The following is a 20,502-nucleotide window of genomic DNA, read 5'->3' as shown; positions in this document are numbered from 1 at the left end:
AACTTCTGATGCCTCAGCCAGTTATGCAGCAATAATCCATCCCCAATGACTGTTTTTGATCCATTACGGAGAGAATATCCATGAACACCGCATTAACAGTGAAGGAAAAAATCGGGTATGGGATGGGGGATGCTGGCTGCAATATGATTGGCGGCGCAATCATGCTTTTCCTCAACTATTTCTATACCGATATTTTCGGTCTTGCACCTGCATTAGTGGGTGTTCTGCTGCTTTCAGTCCGGGTTCTCGATGCCGTGACTGATCCAATTATGGGTGCTATCGCCGACCGCACACAAAGTCGTTATGGTCGTTTTCGCCCCTATCTGCTTTGGATGTCCCTGCCCTATGTCTTATTCAGCGTCCTAATGTTTACCACACCTGAATGGACCTATAACAGCAAAGTTATCTATGCTTTCGCTACTTACTTTTTGATGTCACTTGCTTATACCGCAATTAATATTCCTTACTGCTCATTAGGTGGCGTGATTACATCCGATCCTAAAGAGCGCGTATCTTGCCAGTCATATCGCTTTATTATGGTTGGGATCGCCACTTTGATATTATCAATGACATTATTGCCAATGGCTGAATGGTTTGGTGGGGAGGATAAAGCTCGCGGATATCAAATGGCAATGGGTGTATTGGCGACAATCGCCTTTTTCATGTTCTTATTCTGCTTTGCCACCGTGAAGGAGCGAATTAAACCCGCGATCCCAACCAATGATGCCCTAAAAGCTGACCTGCGCGACGTGTGGAAAAATGACCAATGGGTTCGTATTTTACTGCTGACATTCTGCAACGTATGCCCTGGTTTTATCCGCATGGCTGCTACGATGTATTACGTCACCTATGTCATGCAACAGTCATTCTCCTTTGCCAGTTTGTTTATCAGCCTCGGCGTTATCGGCATGATGATAGGCAGCGCACTGGCGAAACCTCTCACAGATAAGTTCTGTAAATTAAAAGTCTTTTTCTGGACCAATATCATACTGGCAATTTTCTCATGCAGTTTCTATTTCCTCAACCCACACCTGACTTCATTGATTGTGGTGGCTTACTTCCTGCTGAATATACTGCATCAAATCCCTTCCCCACTGCACTGGTCATTAATGGCTGATGTTGATGACTACGGCGAATGGAAAACCGGTAAGCGCATCACCGGCATCAGCTTCTCCGGTAACCTGTTCTTCCTAAAAGTCGGGTTAGCTGTCGCAGGTGCTATGGTCGGTTTTCTATTATCAGCAACGGGTTATCAGGCGGATGCTATCAATCAGGCACCAAGCGCATTAAACAGTATTGTATTACTGTTCACCGTGATCCCTGGAATTGGCTATTTGATTACCGCAGGTGTGGTTCGTTTATTGAAAGTTGACCGTAATCTGATGAAACAAATTCAAATCGATCTGGAAAAACGCCGCCATAACTATCAAGAACTCAGTGACTATCGCACTGGTAAGCAACTGGAAGCTAAGGAGTCAGTATGACTGAGTATAACTACCCTAACCCATTGATTGAGCAGCGAGCAGATCCATTTATCTATCGGCACACTGATGGTTATTATTATTTCACTGCTTCAGTACCAGAATATGACCGTCTGGAATTACGCCGTGCAGAATCACTAACAGGACTTGCTCAAGCTGAAGCAGTAACGGTGTGGAATAAGCCACAACAAGGCTCAATGAGTGCATTAATTTGGGCACCTGAACTGCATTTCATTGAGGGCAAATGGTATCTCTATTTTGCCGCAGCGCATTCACCGGAAATCGCTGGGGGTTTATTCCAGCATCGTATGTTTGCACTAGAGTGTGATGCCACCAATCCGCTCACTGGCAAGTGGATAGAAAAAGGGCGTATCGCGACACCATTGGACAGTTTTTCGTTGGATGCAACACACTTTGAACATAACGGAAAACACTATTATTTATGGGCTCAAAAAGATCCGGAGATTCAAGGGAATTCAAACTTGTATCTTGCCGAAATGGAGAACCCATGGACACTAAAAGGCGAGCCGGTCATGCTGAGTAAGCCTGAACTACCTTGGGAAACCATCGGTTTTTGGGTCAATGAAGGCCCGGCAGTTATTAAGCATGGAGAACGTATTTTTATTAGTTATTCAGCCAGTGCTACCGATGAAAATTACTGTATTGGGCTGCTCTGGGCTGATATCAACAGTAATATTTTGGATGCGACGCAATGGCATAAATCACCAGAACCTGTATTTCGGACTCAATACCAGAATCGCCAATTTGGCCCTGGTCACAATAGTTTTACCCGCAATGAACACGGTGAAGATATGTTGGTCTATCACGCCCGCAACTACACTGAAATTGAGGGCGACCCACTTTATGACCCTAATCGCCATACTCGAATCAAGACTATAAGTTGGGATGAACAAGGTATGCCGATATTCGGTGAGCCACCAGCAGATACAGCTACTATCGTTTAAAATACAGGGTTACTGGCTGTCATCATTTGACCGAGTGATTGATATAGTACTGGCCGGAAGCAAGCACTCCAGCCAGTACAGTGAGTCAACCGGTTATATCAAAGCACCATAAATTGTCAGTAACGCCACAACCACAATCACCGCCAGAGTGACTTTTCGCGCCATAGAAACAGCGGCTCTCGGTGTTTGTACGGGATCTAAATGAGGTTCTCGCGCTAACGAATATTGGGCGAGGCGAGTCAGTACCTGATATTGTTGGGAACGAAAATCCCCTAATGAAGCAAACCAGGCCGGTAGCGCCCTTTCACCATGGCCCAATAATGCATAAGCGACTCCCACTAACCGCACGGGGATCCAGTCCAGCCAATGCAAGATACTATCAATACCGGATTGAGAGCGCTGTAAAGGTGTGTGATGGCGTGCCAGCCAGGTTTGGTATCCGCGTAACATTGCGTAGCCCGCTAGCGCCACCGGACCGTAGCTAGCGCAAACCACAAACCAGAAAATAGGTGCTAAATAATAACGAAAGTTTATCCATAGCAAGGCATTTTGCAGAGATTGCAATCTGACCTTTTCACCACTATCCATCGGTAAGCCATGGATAAGCGCGAGTTCATCCGCCATTTTATCAGTGGCATGAGCATCACCCTGACGGGCTGCTTTCAAATAAGCGCGGTAATGTCTACGAATTCCCCCCGCCCCAATGCACAATAGGCAAATCAATATCCAGAGCAGTAAAAGAGGGAAACCAAACAAGATGTTTTGCACTAACCGTAAAACCAGCCATACCACCGCCATCCACACCACTGTCAGTAAAATCGTTTGTACCAACGAAAAGTGACGTAAACGCGTAAATACGACTTCAAGGCGGTGATCTAACTGCCAATGTTCGCCCAGTTTAAATAAGCGCTCCCATGCAAGCACCAGCAACAGCGTAAACAGTGTCATTAGCTCTTATTCTCCCTTTGCACTTAACCAACCCTGAAACAGGGCGTATGCCTCCCGGCATGCATAAACAACAATATTAGGCGAGGCTAAAAACCAATAAGCACTCGACAATAAACCTCTGGTTAATACTGAGTTATCAGCTCATTACAATGGCTGAGATAATGCTGCCAAACGCTGTTGATACAATATCCAGTCAAAAGCGGGACCTGGATCAGTTTTACGGCCTGGCGCAATATCGCTATGGCCCGTCACCCGTTCTGCGGTTATTGGATAGTGGGCAAAGAGTAATGCACTTATCTCGGTTAGGCGGCGATATTGTGCAGACGTAAACGGTAACACATCTGTCCCTTCCAACTCGATACCAATAGAGAAATCGTTACACCGCTCACGCCCAGCAAAAGCTGATACTCCGGCATGCCAGGCTCGTTTATCAAAAGGAACATATTGAATAACTTCACCATCTCGGCGAATCAGGCAGTGAGCCGAAACACGTAAGTGAACAATATCGGCAAAATAAGGGTGTTCGTTAGCATTGAGTGTGCCGGTAAATAGTTGGTCGATATACGGGCCACCGAACTCACCAGGAGGCAAACTAATATTATGGATCACCAACAAAGAAGGGTCTTCACCTTCGGGTCGCTGATCAAAATGGGGAGAAACCACTCGTTTAACCCCTGAAATCCAGCCATTATCTAACTGCATTGTTTATCTAAACCCTCTAATCATAGACTTCAACCGGCTCTTTTAACCCCAAAGGGCTTGGTTTTAAAGATAAGCCAGTAACTCGCTCATCTCGATAAATTTACCCAGCTAAGTCAATGCCAGCGACGGCAAGTACAAAGGGTGTATGGCACTTCTGTCTGCAACAGAGTAGCATGTTTGGATAACTATCCATCCGCCATTTCGGAGTTTTCTATGCCGACCCGCAGCTATAATGCCGACAGCCGCCGCGCCGAGCTATTGGAACGAATTCAATATGATATACCTTCTACTGTTGCCCAGGCTTTGAGTGAAGACCTCGGCGGCGAGGTCAATCCAGACCGTGACCTCACCGCACAATTACTGCCAGCAGATAAGCACGCAAAGGCCACGATTATTACCCGCGAAGACGGTATTTTTTGTGGTCAACGCTGGTTGAATGAAGTGTTCATCCAACTTGGAGCTCAGGTATCAGTTGAATGGCTCGTTAACGATGGCGACAAACTGACTGCGAATCAGGTGCTTTGCCACCTGGCAGGACCTGCCCGTATCCTATTAACAGGTGAACGTACTGCTCTTAACTTCCTGCAAACGCTATCAGGTGTTGCCACTGAAGTGAGCCGCTATGTTGCACTGCTCTCTGGGCTAAATACTCAATTACTCGATACTCGAAAAACACTTCCAGGGCTGCGTACTGCGTTAAAATATGCCGTTCTTTGTGGTGGTGGTAGCAACCACCGACTTGGTTTATCCGATGCTTTTCTTATTAAAGAAAATCATATTATTGCTGCCGGGTCTATCAAAGAAGCTGTCGCCAAAGCATTTTGGATACATGCTGATGTCCCTGTTGAGGTTGAAGTTGAATCCCTTGATGAACTACAGCAAGCACTGGAAGCAGGTGCTGACATCATCATGTTAGATAACTTCACCATTCCTATGATGTATGACGCGGTAAAAATGCGTGATGAAGTTACCAAGACTTTGAACAGCGCCCAACTAGAAGTTTCAGGTAATGTCACACTAGAAACACTGCGGAGCTATGCTGAAACTGGCATTGACTTCATTTCAGTCGGTGCACTCACCAAACATATTACTGCTTTAGACCTTTCTATGCGTTTTCAATAATCCTAGCAAAATATCTTCGGCGGAATACAACTATTAACAGGCTCTGACTCTGTTTTGCGAAGCCCGCCGAAGTTATCTGTCCTGCCATTGTAACAGCCTAAATATTCGACAATACACTCCGCAAATCAATGTAATGCCCCTATCACCATGAGTCAAAAAGTTTCACTCTTACCTCGTTTTTTCACACACAAGGAAAGTGATATATGGCTAATCAACAGGGTTTTACATTAATTGAATTGATGGTTGCGATTGCCATCATTGCTGTTCTCAGCGGCATTGGCATTCCGTCCTATCAGCGTTATATCCAGAAAGCAGCACTGACCGATATGTTACAAACTGCCGTTCCTTACAAAATGGCAGTAGAGCTTTGTGCGATGGAGCATGCCAGCTTTGATAGCTGTAGTGCAGGTAAGCATGGGATTCCTAAAGGAGAAACGTCACGTTACGTTAGCACCACAACAATTGATAAGGGCGTGATTACGTTGATAGGTCAACATACTCTCACCGGTTTAACGTTGGCTATGTCACCAAAATTAAATCCGAGCGGAAATATCATCTGGACAAGAACATGTACAGCAAAAGATAACAGCCTGGCTGATAACTGTAAGAACGTGTTCCATTTCAATGACAGGGCCTTAATAAAATGACCGAATTTATGGCATCCTCACCCCAAACAATTAGTGATGAATTACATGCACTTTGTCGCCGTCATCGAACAATAGCCTTAAAACTTGATGGACAAAGTTTATCTATCGCCTCATCAAATCCTGTCGATGATGGGCTATTAACAGCGCTGCGCTTTACCTGTGGCCGTAAGATAAGAGTGGAATATTGGCCAGAAGCCAAAATTGAACAGTCATTAAATCTGGAGTTATTCGAGAACACTAAATTCAAGGAAACCCATCAAGGGATTTTTATAAAAGGGCAGGAACAGACAGGGACTGCATCGTCAAACCTATCACTACAGAATTCTGATGAACAGTTGCTGGATAATGAAAGTGATATTCCTGTTATTCAATTTATAACCCAAACACTGAGGTTAGCTATTGCGAAGCGGGCATCAGATATTCATTTTGAACCTTATCAGCATCACTATCGCATCCGCTTAAGAATTGATGGTGTATTGCATGAAGCTCCACCACCCATAACCGAATTAGCCAGTCGAATCAGTAGCTGTCTGAAGGTGATGTCTAAACTGAACATTGCTGAAAAGCGGTTATCACAGGATGGCCAACTCACTCTACAATTAGATGGTACCCGCTATTCCATGAGAATAGCGACTCTCCCGGTACAGTATGGCGAAAAAGTAGTGCTGAGAATTCTCAATACGCAGCAACAACCGACTCTAGAAAAGCTGGGGTTAACCACAATCGCCCATCAACAGCTATCACAAGCATTATCCGCACCACAGGGCTTGGTTCTAGTCACTGGGCCGACAGGCAGTGGCAAGACAGTGACCCTTTATTGCAGTTTGGACCAACTTAACCAGCCACAGATAAATATCTGTAGTGCTGAAGATCCTATCGAGATCCAGGTTGATGGTATCAATCAAACTCAGACCAACAATAAGATTGGGCTCGACTTCTCTAGCATATTACGTGCGATGCTGCGACAGGATCCGGATGTGATTATGCTCGGTGAGATTCGTGACAATGAAACAGCTGAAATAGCCGTTAAAGCGGCGCTTACTGGGCATTTGGTTCTTTCTACATTACATACCAACTCAACGGCTGAGACGCTAATACGTCTGACACAAATGGGAATAGAACGTCACTTAATTGCGTCCAGCTTAATATTAGTTATCGCTCAGCGTTTGGTACGCAAACTCTGTCGGCACTGCCGGCAACCATCCCCCACACCTTTTCAAGCTTCCTCTGGCGTGCGGGCCGCTCCATTACAGCATTATCTTGCTGTCGGCTGCGAACACTGTTGTTCGGGCTATTATGGACGAACTGGAATTTACGAGATGTTAAATATAACTCCATCAATTCAACAAGCTTTACTCAATAATGTTAGCCCGCCAGAACTCACTCGAATGGCACAAGACCAAGAGCAAATAACATTACTCTCCGCTGGCTTAGTATTGGTCGAGAACGGTGTAACTAGTCTTGGTGAAATTAATCGTGTTGTGGGGTTACTAACTGAAGGCGAGGTAGTTCATTGAGTTATCAGCGATTATTTCACTGGAGAGCAATTAATACTGAAGGCCAGCTACAAACAGGCGCGCTATTGGCAACAGAGAAAAATACTGTCTACGAACATATGTTCCGTCATGGATTACAACCCTTAGGCGTCAAGGGTGGCAAACGGTTATCAATTGGCTACTGGCGTGGCGAGCATTTGCTCACTGTTACTCGCCAATTAGCCACTTTACTGCAAGCTGGACTACCTTTGGTCAATAGTCTGCAACTATTAGCCAAAGAAATGGATACCCTCCCCTGGCAATGCTTATTGCAGGAGATAAGTCAGCAGGTATCACAGGGGCAATCATTATCAGAAGTAATAGCACGCTACCCTAATACCTTTCCCAGATTATATTCCCCAGTGATTGCTATGGGGGAAATGACCGGGAATCTTGAACAATGCTGTGTTCAGTTAGTACATCATCAGGAGAGACAGCAAAAACTACAAAAGAAAGTGGTTAAGGCACTTAAGTACCCGATATTTGTCTGTGTTATCGCACTGACAGTCAGCATTCTCATGCTGGTCATGGTACTACCTGAATTTGCTAAGATATATCAATCATTCGATACTCCATTGCCAGTACTAACAGCCACACTGCTCTTGATGTCAGCATTTATTACTGCCCATGGGCCATTTATAGCATTGTCATTAGCGTCACTGGGTATTGGATATCTGTATATACGAAAACATCAAGCCCACTGGCGACAAAGGGAGCAACGGCTTTTATTACGCCTCCCCGTCGTTTCTGCGTTAATTCGCGGTAGCTGCCTGAGCCAAGTATTTCAAACACTGGCGATGACTCAACATGCAGGGCTACCACTAACAGCTGGGTTGGAAACTGCTCTCGTATCCATCAATAACAGCAGCTATCAGCAAGCACTGAGACATATTCGCACACAAATCAACCAAGGGGTTCCTCTGCATGTGGCCCTTGCTCAGCAGACGTTATTTCCTGCCTTGTGCCAGCAAATGGTCCGTGTCGGTGAGGAGTCTGGCGCACTGGATGTGCTACTAGAAAAGTTGGCAAGTTGGCATCAGCAACAGACCCAAGATTTGGCCGATAATCTGACTCAAATGTTGGAACCACTTTTAATGCTAATCATTGGCGGTATTGTTGGGATTTTAGTGATCGCGATGTATTTACCCATATTCCAGTTAGGAGATGTTATCGGATAAATAAAGTCATCAGGATAAAGGAGTTTACAACAAAGAATTGAGCCTAAGAATTAAGAGGAAAACATAGAAAAAGGGCGCTGAGTGAATACGCCCTTTTCATATCAATATCTAAACGTCATCGAAAATCAGGGATTAATTACTGCCGAATACTCGGTTTTCTTGCTCTGCAACACGGATAAATGTTGTGCGCTTGGTGAGCTCTTTCAAATGCGAAGCACCCACGTAGGTACAAGCGGAACGCAAGCCGCCCATAATATCGCGTACTGTATTATCAACAGAACCACGTAATGGCAATTTAACTGTTTTGCCTTCTGCGGCACGGTATTCAGCAACACCACCCACATGACGTTTCATCGCAGACTCAGAGCTCATACCGTAGAACAACATAAACTTCTCGCCATTCTCTTCAACCACACGGCCTTCACACTCGTCGTGCCCAGCTAGCATACCGCCAAGCATGACAAAGTCGGCACCGCCACCAAAAGCTTTTGCCACATCACCCGGTACTGAGCAGCCACCATCACTGACAATCTGACCACCCAAACCATGAGCAGCATCAGCACATTCGATCACTGCCGATAATTGTGGATAACCGACACCGGTTTTAACCCGAGTCGTACAAACAGAACCTGGGCCAATACCTACTTTAACAATGTCAGCACCAGAGAGAATTAGCTCTTCTACCATCTCGCCAGTCACTACATTACCTGCACAAATAACTTTATCTGGGCAAGCTTCACGCGCTTTTTGCAGGAAAGAGACAAAATGCTCAGAGTAGCCGTTAGCGACATCGATACAGATGAATTTCAATGCTGGTGATAACGCCAAAATTTGCTTCATTTTGTCGAAATCGGCAGAGGAAGTCCCGGTTGAGACCATGACATGGCGCAATACAGATTCAGGAACCCGTTTTACAAACTCGCCCCATTGCTCAACGCTGTAGTGCTTATGAACTGCAGTAAGAACATCAAATGATGCTAAGACTTCTGCCATGCGGAAGGTGCCAACAGTATCCATATTAGCGGCGATGATAGGCACACCAGACCAATTCCAACCTGAATGTTTGAAGGTAAACTGGCGTTCCAGTTCTACTTCAGAGCGACTTTTCAGTGTTGAACGCTTAGGACGGATTAACACATCTTTAAAGCCTAATTTCAAACCTTCTTCAATACGCATGGCTAATTATTTCCTGGTTAGTGGCGATAGATCGCAAAATGTGATCGGGCGTAAATCACGCCATCCCAGTGAAGCTATCATACGCATGAATAATTCTACGGCAAGACTGCGAATACACCTTTATTTACGCTACAATTCCACAAATTACCTGAAGAGTGCTATCAGCTCATTTATCACCGTGTTCACTTCATATATTTTTCCACGTAGCTCAAACAGAATGCATACCTTACTATGCCTTCTTACCTGCTTTCAGATACAATTCGGCCACTCATTCACAGTATACAAGGCTAGGCAATGACCTATATTGTGGCCCTCACCGGTGGAATTGGCAGCGGTAAAAGTACAGTAGCAAATGCATTCGCCAATCTCGGTGTGCCCCTTGTGGATGCTGATATTATTGCTCGTCAGGTCGTTGAACCGGGGATGCCTGCATTAGCGGCTATCGCCTCTCACTATGGTGAAACTATCTTACAAGCGGATGGCACGTTGAACCGAGCAGCATTGCGCGAAAAAATTTTCAGTGAGCCGCAGGAAAAAGCATGGTTAAATTCATTGTTGCATCCATTGATTCAGCAGGAAACTCAGCGCCAACTCGCTGCTATTGATAAACCATATGTACTTTGGGTTGTTCCTCTGTTGGTCGAGAATGGTTTACGTCAACGTGCTAATCGTGTGTTAGTGGTAGATGTAGCACCTGAAATACAACTCGCTCGAACGATGGCGAGAGATAGTATTACCCGCCAACAGGCAGAACATATTTTAGCCTCACAGGCTTCGCGGCAACAGCGACTGGCCTGTGCTGATGACATTATTGACAATAGCGGCGATCCCTTAGTTATCGCCCCGCAAGTTGCTGCGTTACACCAACAGTATTTAAAATTGGCAGCTGCGGCCCAACAGGATCTATATCGATGAGTGACCTCACCTCAACAATACTTTTTGAACATCCGCTTAATGAAAAGATGCGTACCTGGTTAAGAATGGAGTTTTTACTACAACAATTAGAAAGCCAGCGTTCGTTAAATAATATTGCCAATGCATTGACGTTTTTCCGAACCGCATCTGATTTAATCGATGTTCTTGAGCGCGGTGAAGTTCGTACTGATCTACTTAAAGAGCTTGAGCGCCAACAGCAAAAGTTGCAGCAATGGGCTGATATACCCGGTGTAGATATCTCTCGGGTAGATTCTCTGCGCAGTCAGCTAAAAAACCGGGCTTCAGTATTGATGTCTGCACCACGTATCGGCCAGTCGCTAAAAGAAGACCGTTTAATTAGTGTTGTTCGCCAGCGTCTGAGCATCCCTGGTGGCTGCTGTAGTTTTGACTTGCCCACTTTGCATACCTGGTTGCATCAACCACAAGATCAGCGTAATCAGCATATTGCTAAATTGCTGGAAAGCCTGACTCCACTCAATCAGTCACTGACCATCATTTTAGATTTAATTCGCCAATCAGGCCCATTACGAGCACAAATCAGCTTAAATGGCTTCTTCCAGGATAATGCGGAAGGCGCTGACTTGCTCAGATTGCGTCTACCGCAGGAGCCGCAACTGTACCCGCAGATTTCTGGTCATAAAACACGATATGCCATTCGCTTCTTACCACTCGATAGTGAAAATGGTACCGTGCCCGCTCGTTTATCGTTTGAATTGGCCTGCTGCTGAGTTGATAGATTTTAGGAGAAAAAACATGGAAACCGAAGAAATAAAGGTTAACTGCCCAACATGTGGAAAGGTTGTTGTCTGGGGTGAACAAAGCCCTTATCGCCCGTTCTGTTGCAAGCGTTGCCAGCTTATTGACTTAGGTGAATGGGCCGATGAAGAAAAACGTATACCTAGCCATGGTGAACAATCCGACAGTGATGAATGGGGTGAAGAAGACCCTATCAAGCACTGATCGTTTTAACCACTAGTTACCGTTTTACATGGGTGGAGCAAATCATCTGCTCCATTCACCTCAGATCAAATACCAATCATATTTGTGGCGCGCGCTATGCGGTGAGTAATTCTATGATTGTGGTATTAGCAGGAGGGAATTCTTGCGCCAACAACTCAGATTGTTTCACCCAGCGCATCGGTTGCCCTTCACGACCAAAAGGTTCACCATCCCAAGCGTCGACTATATAAAAATGTAGTGTCACGATACGATCTGCATAAGCATGTTCAAGCACGTTAAATAAAGTGGCGTTTCGCACCACAATGCCGGTCTCTTCCAACAGTTCGCGCTTCAAAGCTAGCTCTGGCGTCTCACCTGGTTCAACTTTCCCGCCGGGAAATTCCCAAAATCCGGCCATATGGGAATCAACCGCGCGCTGAGTAATAAAAATCTCCCGCTGTGGGTTACGAATAATCCCCACTGCAATAGGTAGGTGTTTCAATTATCTTGCTCCTGAAAGGGGCTCTAAGCATTCGCCTGGCTGTTTGTCCTAAAATCTATCGGCAAAAAAGAGCCAAAATAAAGGGCGGTTTTTACACCGCCCCCATTAACAGTATCAATCCTAGCCTAAAATATTACTGTAAACGGCCATGGCACTGTTTGTATTTTTTGCCTGAACCACATGGGCACGGATCATTACGACCCACTTTGCGCTCAAGGCTGGCAGCAACACTAACTTCTTCCTGCGACATCAATGCGCTGTTATCAGACTGATGGCTTAGTTGCTGCTGCTTAGCCAGACGTTCTGCTTCTTCACGACGCTGGACCTCCAGTGCTTCAACTTCTTCTGGCATCCGCACCTGTACTTTGCTCAGTACACTGATCACTTCATATTTCAGTGATTCCAACATGGCAGCAAACATGGCGAAAGATTCACGCTTATATTCTTGCTTAGGATCTTTTTGCGCGTAGCCACGTAGATGGATACCCTGACGCAGGTAATCCATAGCAGCCAAATGCTCTTTCCATAAGGAATCAAGTGTTTGTAGCATCACGCCTTTTTCGAAGTTACGCATCATTTCAAGGCCAACAACTTCCTCTTTGCGCTGATACACTTCAATAGCCTGTTGCAGGATCCGTTCACGCAATGTTTCTTCATGCAACTGTGGCTCGTCTTCAAGCCATTGAGCAATCGGCATATCCAAGTCAAAATCGTTTTTCAGGCGCTGTTCCAGACCATCAACATCCCACATTTCTTCCAGCGACTGGGTTGGGATATAGCTGTCGATAACTGTTTTGAAGACGTCTTCACGGATGCTGTTGATGGTTTCGCTAACATCAGACACGTCTAACAACTCGTTACGCTGGCTGTAAATCGCCCGGCGTTGGTCGCTTGCCACATCATCATATTCCAGCAATTGCTTACGAATATCGAAGTTACGGCTTTCAACTTTACGTTGCGCGTTAGCAATAGCTTTGGTGACCCATGGGTGCTCAATCGCTTCGCCCGGCTTCATTCCCAATTTACGCATCATGCCGGACACTCGGTCAGAGGCAAAAATACGCATCAAGGCATCTTCCATTGACAGGTAGAAGCGTGAAGAACCCGCATCACCCTGACGACCCGCACGACCACGTAACTGGTTATCGATACGACGCGATTCATGACGCTCGGTACCAATGATATGTAAACCACCTGATGCCAGTACCGCATCATGACGAATCTGCCATGCCGCTTTAATAGCAGCAATTTGGTCTTCAGTTGGGTCTTCCAGCAGGGCAATCTCGCTCTGCCAACTGCCACCTAACACGATGTCAGTACCACGACCTGCCATGTTGGTCGCAATAGTGACGGCTCCTGGCTGACCAGCTTGAGAAACAATTTCTGCTTCCATGGCGTGGAACTTAGCGTTCAGAACTTTATGTTCGATACCGGCTTTGGTTAACTCAGCAGACACCACTTCAGACTTCTCAATCGAGATAGTCCCCACCAATACTGGCTGGCCGTTCGCAGTACGCTCACGGATATCTTCGATAATTGCACCAATTTTTTCCTGTTCCGTCATATAGACCAAATCAGCCAAATCCTTACGGATCATTGGGCGGTTGGTAGGTACAACGATGGTATCCAGCTTATAAATAGAGCTGAATTCGAACGCTTCGGTATCCGCAGTACCGGTCATACCAGCCAATTTTTCATAGAGACGGAAGTAGTTCTGGAAAGTGATAGAAGCCAGCGTCTGGTTTTCGTTCTGAATTTCCACACCTTCTTTCGCTTCAACTGCCTGATGTAAACCATCAGACCAGCGACGACCTTGCATGGTACGGCCGGTGTGTTCATCAACAATGATAACTTCACCATCTTTCACGATGTAATCAACATCACGGGTAAACAGCACGTGAGCACGCAGAGCCGCAGTAACATGGTGCATTAACATGATGTTAGTTGGAGAATACAGCGATTCCCCTTCATCCATAATGCCCGCCTCCACTAACATCTGTTCTATCAGAATCAGACCACGTTCAGTTAAATGGACCTGACGCGATTTTTCATCTACTGAGAAGTGCCCTTCACCTTGGAAGGTATCGGAATCTTCTTTTTCCTGACGAATCAGTTTTGGAATCAGTTTATTAACCCGAATATACATCTCGGAGCTATCTTCAGCCGGACCAGAGATAATCAGCGGGGTACGGGCTTCATCGATCAAGATGGAGTCAACCTCATCCACCAGCGCATAATGCAATTTACGTTGCACACGCTCTTCAGGGCTGAACGCCATGTTATCGCGCAAGTAGTCAAAACCGTATTCGTTGTTAGTACCGTAGGTGATATCCGCAGCATAAGCAGCGCGCTTAGCCGGTGCCGTCATATTCGGCAGGTTGATACCAACACTCAGGCCCAAGAACTCAAATAATGGGCGGTTATTTTCGGCGTCACGTTGCGCCAAGTAGTCGTTGACGGTAACCACGTGCACACCGCGGCCACTCAAGGCATTCAGGTAGGCTGGCAGTGTTGCTGTCAGTGTTTTACCTTCACCCGTACGCATTTCTGCGATGCATCGTTCGTTCAGTACCATACCGCCTAACAGCTGCACGTCGAAGTGACGCATACCGAACACACGTTTACTGGCTTCGCGCACCACAGCAAAAGCCTCAGGAATCAGAGTTTCCAGCACTGCACCTTTTGCCAAGCGCTCACGGAACTCATCAGTTTTGGCGCGTAATTCAGCATCTGTCAGTTTTTCAACTTCTGGTTCCATCCGGTTGATAAGATCAACCACTTTGCGCATACGGCGCAGGGTACGATCGTTACGGCTGCCAAAAACTTTGGTTAATAATTTGATTAGCATGATTCTTAATATCTCTTACAAGACCACCAAACCGGCGGCCAAAGGTTGTATAAAATTGGGGTAAACCAAGAGAATAGTTAGCTTAAATTGGCAGGTCCGGCTCGGATACCTTGCACTTGTGCAAGCCAAAGACCGGGTTTATGTAACGAAAGAACTGGCCGTTCAACCTGCTCGGTATAACGAATGATAGCGGGTGGTTTGAACTCATGAGTCAGGAGTGCATTCAGCGTATCCAACAATGCAAGTTGCTGAATTTGTGATGGCTGCACCCGCTCAACTTCAGCAACCTCTTGCCCTCTTGCATAAGCGGCTTGGGGAGCCAGTGCAAATGAAAGGTGACGAATGACCGTACGCAGTGCATGCTGTTGCCAGTAGTCTACGCTGAATGAAGGGCGACGATGCATATCATGCAGCAATGCCAAACTGTTAAAGTTTGTTGCACCGTAATTCTGACGGCTCTGGCTTGATGAGGTATTGGGTATCGCAGCTTGATCAGGAACGCCAGACAGATTTGATGGCACGCCAAGACTCGCCGCTACCATCCCCAATAGGAGATGCGGCCAGAAATAACGTCTACCAAATTGTCGCCAACGATTTAGAATACCGATCACGAGTTTAAAATCCGCCGGAGCCTTGTCAATGCGTGAAAGCCGCCCACAATTATTAGATGTTCTGTTCGATGATGCCATTGCAGCAGAAAACGGACCGCTGCATAACGTACAACAACGCGCTACAGCACTGTTAAAACTTAACCGTGCGGTAAAAGGATTACTCCCTTCACAGTTGCAGCCGTGGTGCCGTGTCGCTAACTATCGACAGAGTGTTTTAGTGCTAGAGACCGCGAACGCCAGTTGGTTAATGCGACTACGTTATGAACAGCCCGCTCTACTCTCTGCACTACGAGCGCAAATTCTACCATCATTGTCTTCAATCGACATCAGGATTAATCCGTCGTTAATGGCTAAGGGTCATAACATTACGCAAGATGTCGCAAAATCTGCGCAAAATTCTGAGAAATCGCCGCCATTACGTCATTTAAGCTTAGAAAGTGCTAAGGAATTAAGAGGATTAGCGAGCCGTAGCCCTGAAAAACTGAGGACAATATTGGAACGATTGGCTGCGTTGGCCGGAGAGAGTGCCAACGCAACCAAAAGTGATAAATAAGCTTAGTAAGCTAATACTGTAGACGGCGCTTTGAATGCCAATGGCATTTCGGCTTCGTCTTGGAACGTCACATATTCCCAAGCTTCTTGCTTAGCTAAAACAGCCTGCAATAGCTTGTTGTTAAGTGCATGACCAGATTTGAACGCAGTAAATGCGCCAATAATATTATGGCCGCACATAAACAGGTCGCCAATGGCGTCCAGCATTTTATGACGAACAAATTCATCTTCGAAGCGCAGGCCATCTTCGTTCAACACGCGGTAATCATCTACCACGATGGCACAATCGAAACTACCGCCCAGGCACAAACCACGGGACTGCAGATACTCGATATCACGCATGAAACCAAAAGTACGCGCGCGGCTGATTTGACGGACGAATGAATCGGCCGAGAAATCTAAACGGTAACGCTGAGTACTTGAGTCTATCGCCGGGTGATTAAAATCAATGGTAAAATCTAAACGGAATCCATTGAATGGAGACAATTCAGCCCATTTATCACCGTCTTCAACCCGCACAGTCTCTTTCAGACGCAGGAATTTCTTCGCAGAGTTTAACTCTTCGATACCGGCATCCAGCAGCAAGTACACAAATGGACTGGCACTACCGTCCATAATAGGTACTTCGGGAGCGTTAACTTCAATAATAATGTTATCAATCCCTAACCCTGCCAGAGCAGCGTTGAGATGCTCAACAGTAGAAATACGCACGTCATGCTCATTGACCAGGCAAGTACAGAGCATGGTATCACGCACGGATTTTGCATCTGCCGGAAAATCAACCGGTGGATTCAAGTCAGTGCGACGATAGATGACCCCGGTATTAGCCGGCGCGGGTCGCATTGTCAGTGTGACTTTCTTACCGGTGTGCAAACCGACGCCAGTCGCCTGAACAATACGTTTTAAAGTCCTTTGTTTGATCATCGTTTTATCTCGCAATGTTATCCATCCTACCGACCAAGTTTATAACAAGATCGGCGGGACAGTTTAGCACAAAGAGCGGAGATTCCAATTTTTTCGGAAATTAGTCGGCTTGCTTACGCAAAAATGCCGGAATATCCAAATAATCGGGCTCTTTATTTGTTTGAGCAGTTGGATCATTGACCACTTTAGCCGCAGGTTTAACTTCCTGAGGTAAAGGAGACATACCATGCTGCTGGTAACGGTGGTCCATAACAGGCTGTGTTTGCTTGTTGGTAACCAGCGTAATTTCAGGGCGTTTGTCCATGCCGATGCCGGTCGCAACAACAGTTACGCGCAGTTCATCGTTCATTTCCGGGTCTAATGATGTACCGATAACCACGGTCGCATTATCAGACGCGAATGCACGGATAGTGTTACCCACAGTTTCAAACTCATCCAAACGCAAGTCGAAACCAGCCGTGATGTTAACCAGAACGCCACGGGCACCAGACAGGTCGATATCTTCCAGTAATGGGCTAGAAATAGCCATTTCTGCTGCTTCTTCAGCACGATCTTCACCACAAGCAACACCCGAGCCCATCATGGCATAACCCATTTCGGACATCACAGTGCGCACGTCAGCGAAGTCGACGTTCATCAGGCCTGGGCGGGTAATCAGCTCGGCGATACCCTGAACAGCGCCTTTCAATACGTCGTTAGCTGCACCGAATGCATCCAGTAAAGAGATGCCACGACCCAGAACTTTTAGCAACTTATCGTTCGGAATAGTGATCAGTGAGTCCACATGTTTGGACAGTTCAGCAATACCCTGCTCAGCAAATGCCATGCGTTTCTTGCCTTCGAAATTGAAAGGCTTGGTAACCACAGCAACTGTCAGAATACCCAGTTCTTTTGCCACTTCTGCAACAACAGGAGCAGCTCCAGTACCAGTACCACCGCCCATACCTGCGGCGATAAACACCATGTCTGCGCCTTCAAGGGCTGCACGCAGAGCTTCACGGTCTTCTTCAGCCGAAGTACGGCCCACTTCTGGGTTTGCGCCAGCACCCAAACCTTTGGTAATACCGCTACCAATTTGGATAGTTTGGCCAACAGCCGTCTTACGTAGCGCCTGAGCGTCTGTATTAACGGCGAAGAATTCAACACCTTCGATGCGCTCGCGCACCATGTGTTCGACGGCATTGCCACCGCCACCACCGACGCCGATGACTTTAATCACCGCGTCATTGGTTAGTTCCATAGGTTCAAACATAGTTTCTCTCCGTTTTGTGCCTGTCGCTTCGAGATCAAAAAATATGTTCAGCATGATCTCTTTGTTGAAACATTAAAACTCTTTTCTCAGCCAGCTATTGATACGTTTAAACCAATTGCCCACTGAGGCACGTTTTTCTACTTCTGACTCACCACTGAGATGAGATTCTTTACCATAGTGCAACAACCCAACAGCAGTGGAGTAATAAGGTTCCTGTGCATAATCCGTCAGCCCGGTGATATTGAGCGGTTGACCGATACGCACTTGGGCATGAAACACCCGTTGAGCACATTCCGCCAAACCATCAATTTGTGCCGCTCCCCCCGTCAGCACGATACCGGCTGCCAGATGATGCTTCACGCCTTGCTGACGTAATTGCTCCTGCAATTGTAAAATCTCGTCATTAACCAAATTCAGCAACTCGGTGTAGCGTGGTTCTATAACCTCAGCGAGTGTCTGTCTTTGCAGACTACGAGGAGGGCGTCCGCCAACACTTGGCACTTCTACACTTTCGTCCTTGCTGACTATCGACCCGAGCGCACAGCCGTGTCGAACTTTAATCGCTTCCGCATCTGTTGGCGGTGTCCCGAAGGCATAAGCTATATCGCTGGTGACCACGTTCCCGGCGTAAGGGATAACTTTGGTATGGCGCAATGCCCCACCGGTATAAACCGCCATATCCATGGTGCCACCGCCGATGTCGACGACACAGACACCCAGCTCACGTTCATCTTCGGTCAATACTGCATAACTTGCGGCCAAACCGGCGAAAATCAGTTGGTCCACTTTCAGACCACAACGTTCTACCGCTTTAACAATATTCTTTGCCATATCGTTATGGCAGGTAATCAGATGTACCTTGGCCTGCATCCGCACACCAGAAAGACCTACAGGATTTTTAATACCTTCCTGATAATCGATGGCATATTCCTGCGGAATAACATGCAAGATTCGATGCTCATCACGCACACGCACCGACTTCGCGGTATGCACTACGTTTTCTACATCTTCCTGAGTTACTTCCTCTTCTGAAATAGGAACCATCCCTATTTCATTCTGGCAACTAATATGTTTGCCCGACAATGCCAGATAGACAGATGAAATTTGGCAATCAGCCATTAACTCAGCCTGATCGATAGCGCGCTGAACGCATTTCACTACCGATTCAAGATCGTTAACCCCACCCTTATCCATGCCACGGGATGGGCAACTGCCAACCCCAATAATATTGACCATGCCATCGGGCAGAACTTCCCCTACCAATGCGGAGACCTTTGCCGTTCCGATCTCAAGACCTACTACCAATTTTCTGTCCGTCGACTTGATCATTGTTGTTTTGCCTGTGCCTGATTCTGTTGCTGATTACTGTTCTGCTGGCCATTTATTGGTGGTTCACCACCCTGACTGCCGATAAATACCGGAGCCCAACCTATTGCAGCCCCTGTCTCATATCGCAAATCAACATAACTGACCCGTTTATCTGGCTGCTGTTGCAACATCGGATATAACTTGATGAAACGCTGCAAACGTCCCATCCGGTCATCTCGTCCCAGCTCCAGCCGAACATCATTATCTAAGGCCAACTGCCAAGAATGTCTGGCGCTCATCGCCACCATTTTTAGCTGATACTTATTGGCCGCTAACACCTTGCTCATTGCCCGGTAACCTTCCAGAACATCCTGTTCGCTACCTTCCGGGCCATACAGTAATGGCAATTGCTGCTTTCCGGCTCGCTCAGACGGTACGCTGAATGAACGCCCCTGTTCATCAACCATATGCAAATCATTCCAGCGGGCAAAGGGCACATACTCTACCAGATGGATTTTCAGCTCATCCGGCCACTGTTTACGCACACTGGCCTGCTGAATCCAGGGTAATCTTTCAATCTGCTGCTGGATGATATTGACATCCTGCGTCATAAAAGTACCCGGAGCGCCCAATGCCAGAATCGCCTGGCGAATATCATCATTGGTGGTGTAATGGCGCTCACCCGTCACCACCAATTTTGACAGTGGTAGTCGGCTGGCATCTTTCATCCACCCCACAACTACCCATCCACCCCAGAGGATGGTCCCCAGCACCATCAGCAGGAAAATCAACCCTGCTAATTGGCCTCCGTTACTGCGCCGGGCTACGCTATTTTCAGCCGCACGTTCACGCGCATTCAGGGCAGCTTGCGACATA

At 46.7% G+C, this 20,502-nt stretch carries 20 protein-coding genes; 10 read left to right on the top strand and 10 right to left on the bottom strand.

Annotation, left to right across the window (positions count from 1 at the left end; genetic code table 11):
- Positions 1–80: 80 nt before the first annotated feature.
- A complete protein-coding gene (locus tag DJ58_RS05340) occupies positions 81–1,484 on the top strand; it encodes a glycoside-pentoside-hexuronide (GPH):cation symporter (RefSeq protein ID WP_004706214.1) in 1,404 nt (467 codons plus the stop codon).
- Positions 1,481–2,446 (top strand): glycoside hydrolase family 43 protein, encoded by a 966-nt coding sequence (locus tag DJ58_RS05345; RefSeq protein WP_032909971.1) that lies wholly within the window; start codon positions 1,481–1,483, stop codon positions 2,444–2,446. Before DJ58_RS05340 ends, DJ58_RS05345 begins: the two co-directional genes overlap by 4 nt.
- A 93-nt stretch (positions 2,447–2,539) precedes the next feature.
- On the opposite strand, the gene ampE is transcribed toward DJ58_RS05345, so the two are convergent.
- Together ampE and ampD are read right to left on the bottom strand one after the other, a co-directional pair.
- Positions 2,540–3,394: a beta-lactamase regulator AmpE gene (gene ampE, locus DJ58_RS05350; protein ID WP_004706212.1), complete on the bottom strand. Its 855-nt coding sequence runs from the start codon at positions 3,392–3,394 to the stop codon at positions 2,540–2,542.
- 144 nt (positions 3,395–3,538) lie between these two features.
- The gene (gene ampD / locus DJ58_RS05355; protein WP_004706211.1) at positions 3,539–4,096 is read right to left on the bottom strand and encodes a 1,6-anhydro-N-acetylmuramyl-L-alanine amidase AmpD; all 558 of its coding nucleotides are present in this window, start codon (positions 4,094–4,096) and stop codon (positions 3,539–3,541) included.
- A gap of 213 nt (positions 4,097–4,309) precedes the next feature.
- On the opposite strand from ampD, the gene nadC reads away from it, so the two are divergent.
- The 4 genes from nadC to hofC all read left to right on the top strand — a co-directional run bounded on the left by nadC (position 4,310) and on the right by hofC (position 8,578).
- Complete coding sequence (nadC, locus tag DJ58_RS05360) at positions 4,310–5,218, top strand: carboxylating nicotinate-nucleotide diphosphorylase (protein ID WP_004706210.1); 909 nt, start codon at positions 4,310–4,312, stop codon at positions 5,216–5,218.
- A gap of 203 nt (positions 5,219–5,421) precedes the next feature.
- Positions 5,422–5,865: a prepilin peptidase-dependent pilin gene (ppdD, locus tag DJ58_RS05365; RefSeq protein ID WP_004706209.1), complete on the top strand. Its 444-nt coding sequence runs from the start codon at positions 5,422–5,424 to the stop codon at positions 5,863–5,865.
- Positions 5,862–7,382, top strand: a complete 1,521-nt coding sequence (gene gspE, locus DJ58_RS05370) for a type II secretion system protein GspE (protein ID WP_032909968.1) — start codon at positions 5,862–5,864, stop codon at positions 7,380–7,382. The genes ppdD and gspE overlap by 4 nt, the downstream gene beginning before the upstream one ends.
- Positions 7,379–8,578, top strand: coding sequence for a protein transport protein HofC (gene hofC / locus DJ58_RS05375; RefSeq protein ID WP_032909966.1), 1,200 nt, complete (start codon positions 7,379–7,381; stop codon positions 8,576–8,578). Before gspE ends, hofC begins: the two co-directional genes overlap by 4 nt.
- A 132-nt stretch (positions 8,579–8,710) precedes the next feature.
- Here hofC and DJ58_RS05380 read toward each other — a convergent pair whose 3' ends face one another.
- Complete coding sequence (locus DJ58_RS05380; RefSeq protein ID WP_004706206.1) at positions 8,711–9,754, bottom strand: GMP reductase; 1,044 nt, start codon at positions 9,752–9,754, stop codon at positions 8,711–8,713.
- A gap of 294 nt (positions 9,755–10,048) precedes the next feature.
- Here DJ58_RS05380 and coaE point away from each other — a divergent pair, with 294 nt between their 5' ends.
- The 3 genes from coaE to yacG are packed head-to-tail and all read left to right on the top strand — an operon-like array spanning position 10,049 to position 11,650.
- On the top strand, positions 10,049–10,669 hold the full coding sequence (coaE, locus tag DJ58_RS05385; protein ID WP_004706205.1) for a dephospho-CoA kinase: 621 nt from the start codon (positions 10,049–10,051) through the stop codon (positions 10,667–10,669).
- Positions 10,666–11,418: a cell division protein ZapD gene (zapD, locus tag DJ58_RS05390; protein ID WP_032909964.1), complete on the top strand. Its 753-nt coding sequence runs from the start codon at positions 10,666–10,668 to the stop codon at positions 11,416–11,418. Before coaE ends, zapD begins: the two co-directional genes overlap by 4 nt.
- Before the next feature lie 25 nt (positions 11,419–11,443).
- The gene (yacG, locus tag DJ58_RS05395) at positions 11,444–11,650 is read left to right on the top strand and encodes a DNA gyrase inhibitor YacG (RefSeq protein ID WP_004706203.1); all 207 of its coding nucleotides are present in this window, start codon (positions 11,444–11,446) and stop codon (positions 11,648–11,650) included.
- A gap of 94 nt (positions 11,651–11,744) precedes the next feature.
- Here the strand turns inward: yacG and mutT are convergent, their stop codons facing one another.
- The 3 genes from mutT to secM all read right to left on the bottom strand — a co-directional run bounded on the left by mutT (position 11,745) and on the right by secM (position 15,590).
- Positions 11,745–12,131 (bottom strand): 8-oxo-dGTP diphosphatase MutT, encoded by a 387-nt coding sequence (mutT, locus tag DJ58_RS05400; RefSeq protein ID WP_032909963.1) that lies wholly within the window; start codon positions 12,129–12,131, stop codon positions 11,745–11,747.
- Between the two features lie 133 nt (positions 12,132–12,264).
- Positions 12,265–14,979: a preprotein translocase subunit SecA gene (secA, locus tag DJ58_RS05405; protein ID WP_004706201.1), complete on the bottom strand. Its 2,715-nt coding sequence runs from the start codon at positions 14,977–14,979 to the stop codon at positions 12,265–12,267.
- A gap of 77 nt (positions 14,980–15,056) precedes the next feature.
- Positions 15,057–15,590 (bottom strand): secA translation cis-regulator SecM, encoded by a 534-nt coding sequence (secM, locus tag DJ58_RS05410; RefSeq protein WP_032909961.1) that lies wholly within the window; start codon positions 15,588–15,590, stop codon positions 15,057–15,059.
- Between the two features lie 28 nt (positions 15,591–15,618).
- Here secM and DJ58_RS05415 point away from each other — a divergent pair, with 28 nt between their 5' ends.
- Positions 15,619–16,143 carry a DUF721 domain-containing protein gene (locus DJ58_RS05415; RefSeq protein ID WP_004706199.1) on the top strand — a complete coding sequence of 175 codons (525 nt, stop codon included), beginning with the start codon at positions 15,619–15,621 and terminating at the stop codon, positions 16,141–16,143.
- A 2-nt stretch (positions 16,144–16,145) separates the two neighbouring features.
- Here DJ58_RS05415 and lpxC read toward each other — a convergent pair whose 3' ends face one another.
- From lpxC to ftsQ, 4 genes are all read right to left on the bottom strand, one after another.
- Positions 16,146–17,066 (bottom strand): UDP-3-O-acyl-N-acetylglucosamine deacetylase, encoded by a 921-nt coding sequence (gene lpxC, locus DJ58_RS05420; protein WP_004706198.1) that lies wholly within the window; start codon positions 17,064–17,066, stop codon positions 16,146–16,148.
- A gap of 100 nt (positions 17,067–17,166) precedes the next feature.
- Positions 17,167–18,318, bottom strand: coding sequence for a cell division protein FtsZ (gene ftsZ, locus DJ58_RS05425; RefSeq protein ID WP_004706197.1), 1,152 nt, complete (start codon positions 18,316–18,318; stop codon positions 17,167–17,169).
- Positions 18,319–18,390: 72 nt separating this feature from the next.
- A complete protein-coding gene (gene ftsA / locus DJ58_RS05430; protein ID WP_002210431.1) occupies positions 18,391–19,647 on the bottom strand; it encodes a cell division protein FtsA in 1,257 nt (418 codons plus the stop codon).
- A complete protein-coding gene (gene ftsQ / locus DJ58_RS05435; protein WP_004706195.1) occupies positions 19,644–20,501 on the bottom strand; it encodes a cell division protein FtsQ in 858 nt (285 codons plus the stop codon). Before ftsQ ends, ftsA begins: the two co-directional genes overlap by 4 nt.
- Between the last annotated feature and the right edge of the window lies 1 nt (position 20,502).

It is taken from the genome of Yersinia frederiksenii ATCC 33641, from assembly GCF_000754805.1.
Classification (GTDB): domain Bacteria; phylum Pseudomonadota; class Gammaproteobacteria; order Enterobacterales; family Enterobacteriaceae; genus Yersinia; species Yersinia frederiksenii.
Note: the sequence above shows the minus strand (reverse complement) of the source record. Positions and strands in the feature narration are given on the sequence as shown.

Bases quoted from the DNA above. Each gene is read 5' to 3' on its own strand.
- DJ58_RS05340 (WP_004706214.1), top strand. From the start codon at position 81: ATGAACACCGCATTAACAGTGAAGGAAAAAATCGGGTATGGGATGGGG.
- DJ58_RS05345 (WP_032909971.1), top strand. From the start codon at position 1,481: ATGACTGAGTATAACTACCCTAACCCATTGATTGAGCAGCGAGCAGAT.
- ampE (WP_004706212.1), bottom strand. From the start codon at position 3,394: ATGACACTGTTTACGCTGTTGCTGGTGCTTGCATGGGAGCGCTTATTT.
- ampD (WP_004706211.1), bottom strand. From the start codon at position 4,096: ATGCAGTTAGATAATGGCTGGATTTCAGGGGTTAAACGAGTGGTTTCT.
- nadC (WP_004706210.1), top strand. From the start codon at position 4,310: ATGCCGACCCGCAGCTATAATGCCGACAGCCGCCGCGCCGAGCTATTG.
- ppdD (WP_004706209.1), top strand. From the start codon at position 5,422: ATGGCTAATCAACAGGGTTTTACATTAATTGAATTGATGGTTGCGATT.
- gspE (WP_032909968.1), top strand. From the start codon at position 5,862: ATGACCGAATTTATGGCATCCTCACCCCAAACAATTAGTGATGAATTA.
- DJ58_RS05380 (WP_004706206.1), bottom strand. From the start codon at position 9,754: ATGCGTATTGAAGAAGGTTTGAAATTAGGCTTTAAAGATGTGTTAATC.
- coaE (WP_004706205.1), top strand. From the start codon at position 10,049: ATGACCTATATTGTGGCCCTCACCGGTGGAATTGGCAGCGGTAAAAGT.
- zapD (WP_032909964.1), top strand. From the start codon at position 10,666: ATGAGTGACCTCACCTCAACAATACTTTTTGAACATCCGCTTAATGAA.
- yacG (WP_004706203.1), top strand. From the start codon at position 11,444: ATGGAAACCGAAGAAATAAAGGTTAACTGCCCAACATGTGGAAAGGTT.
- secA (WP_004706201.1), bottom strand. From the start codon at position 14,979: ATGCTAATCAAATTATTAACCAAAGTTTTTGGCAGCCGTAACGATCGT.
- DJ58_RS05415 (WP_004706199.1), top strand. From the start codon at position 15,619: ATGCGTGAAAGCCGCCCACAATTATTAGATGTTCTGTTCGATGATGCC.
- lpxC (WP_004706198.1), bottom strand. From the start codon at position 17,066: ATGATCAAACAAAGGACTTTAAAACGTATTGTTCAGGCGACTGGCGTC.
- ftsZ (WP_004706197.1), bottom strand. From the start codon at position 18,318: ATGTTTGAACCTATGGAACTAACCAATGACGCGGTGATTAAAGTCATC.
- ftsA (WP_002210431.1), bottom strand. From the start codon at position 19,647: ATGATCAAGTCGACGGACAGAAAATTGGTAGTAGGTCTTGAGATCGGA.
- ftsQ (WP_004706195.1), bottom strand. From the start codon at position 20,501: ATGTCGCAAGCTGCCCTGAATGCGCGTGAACGTGCGGCTGAAAATAGC.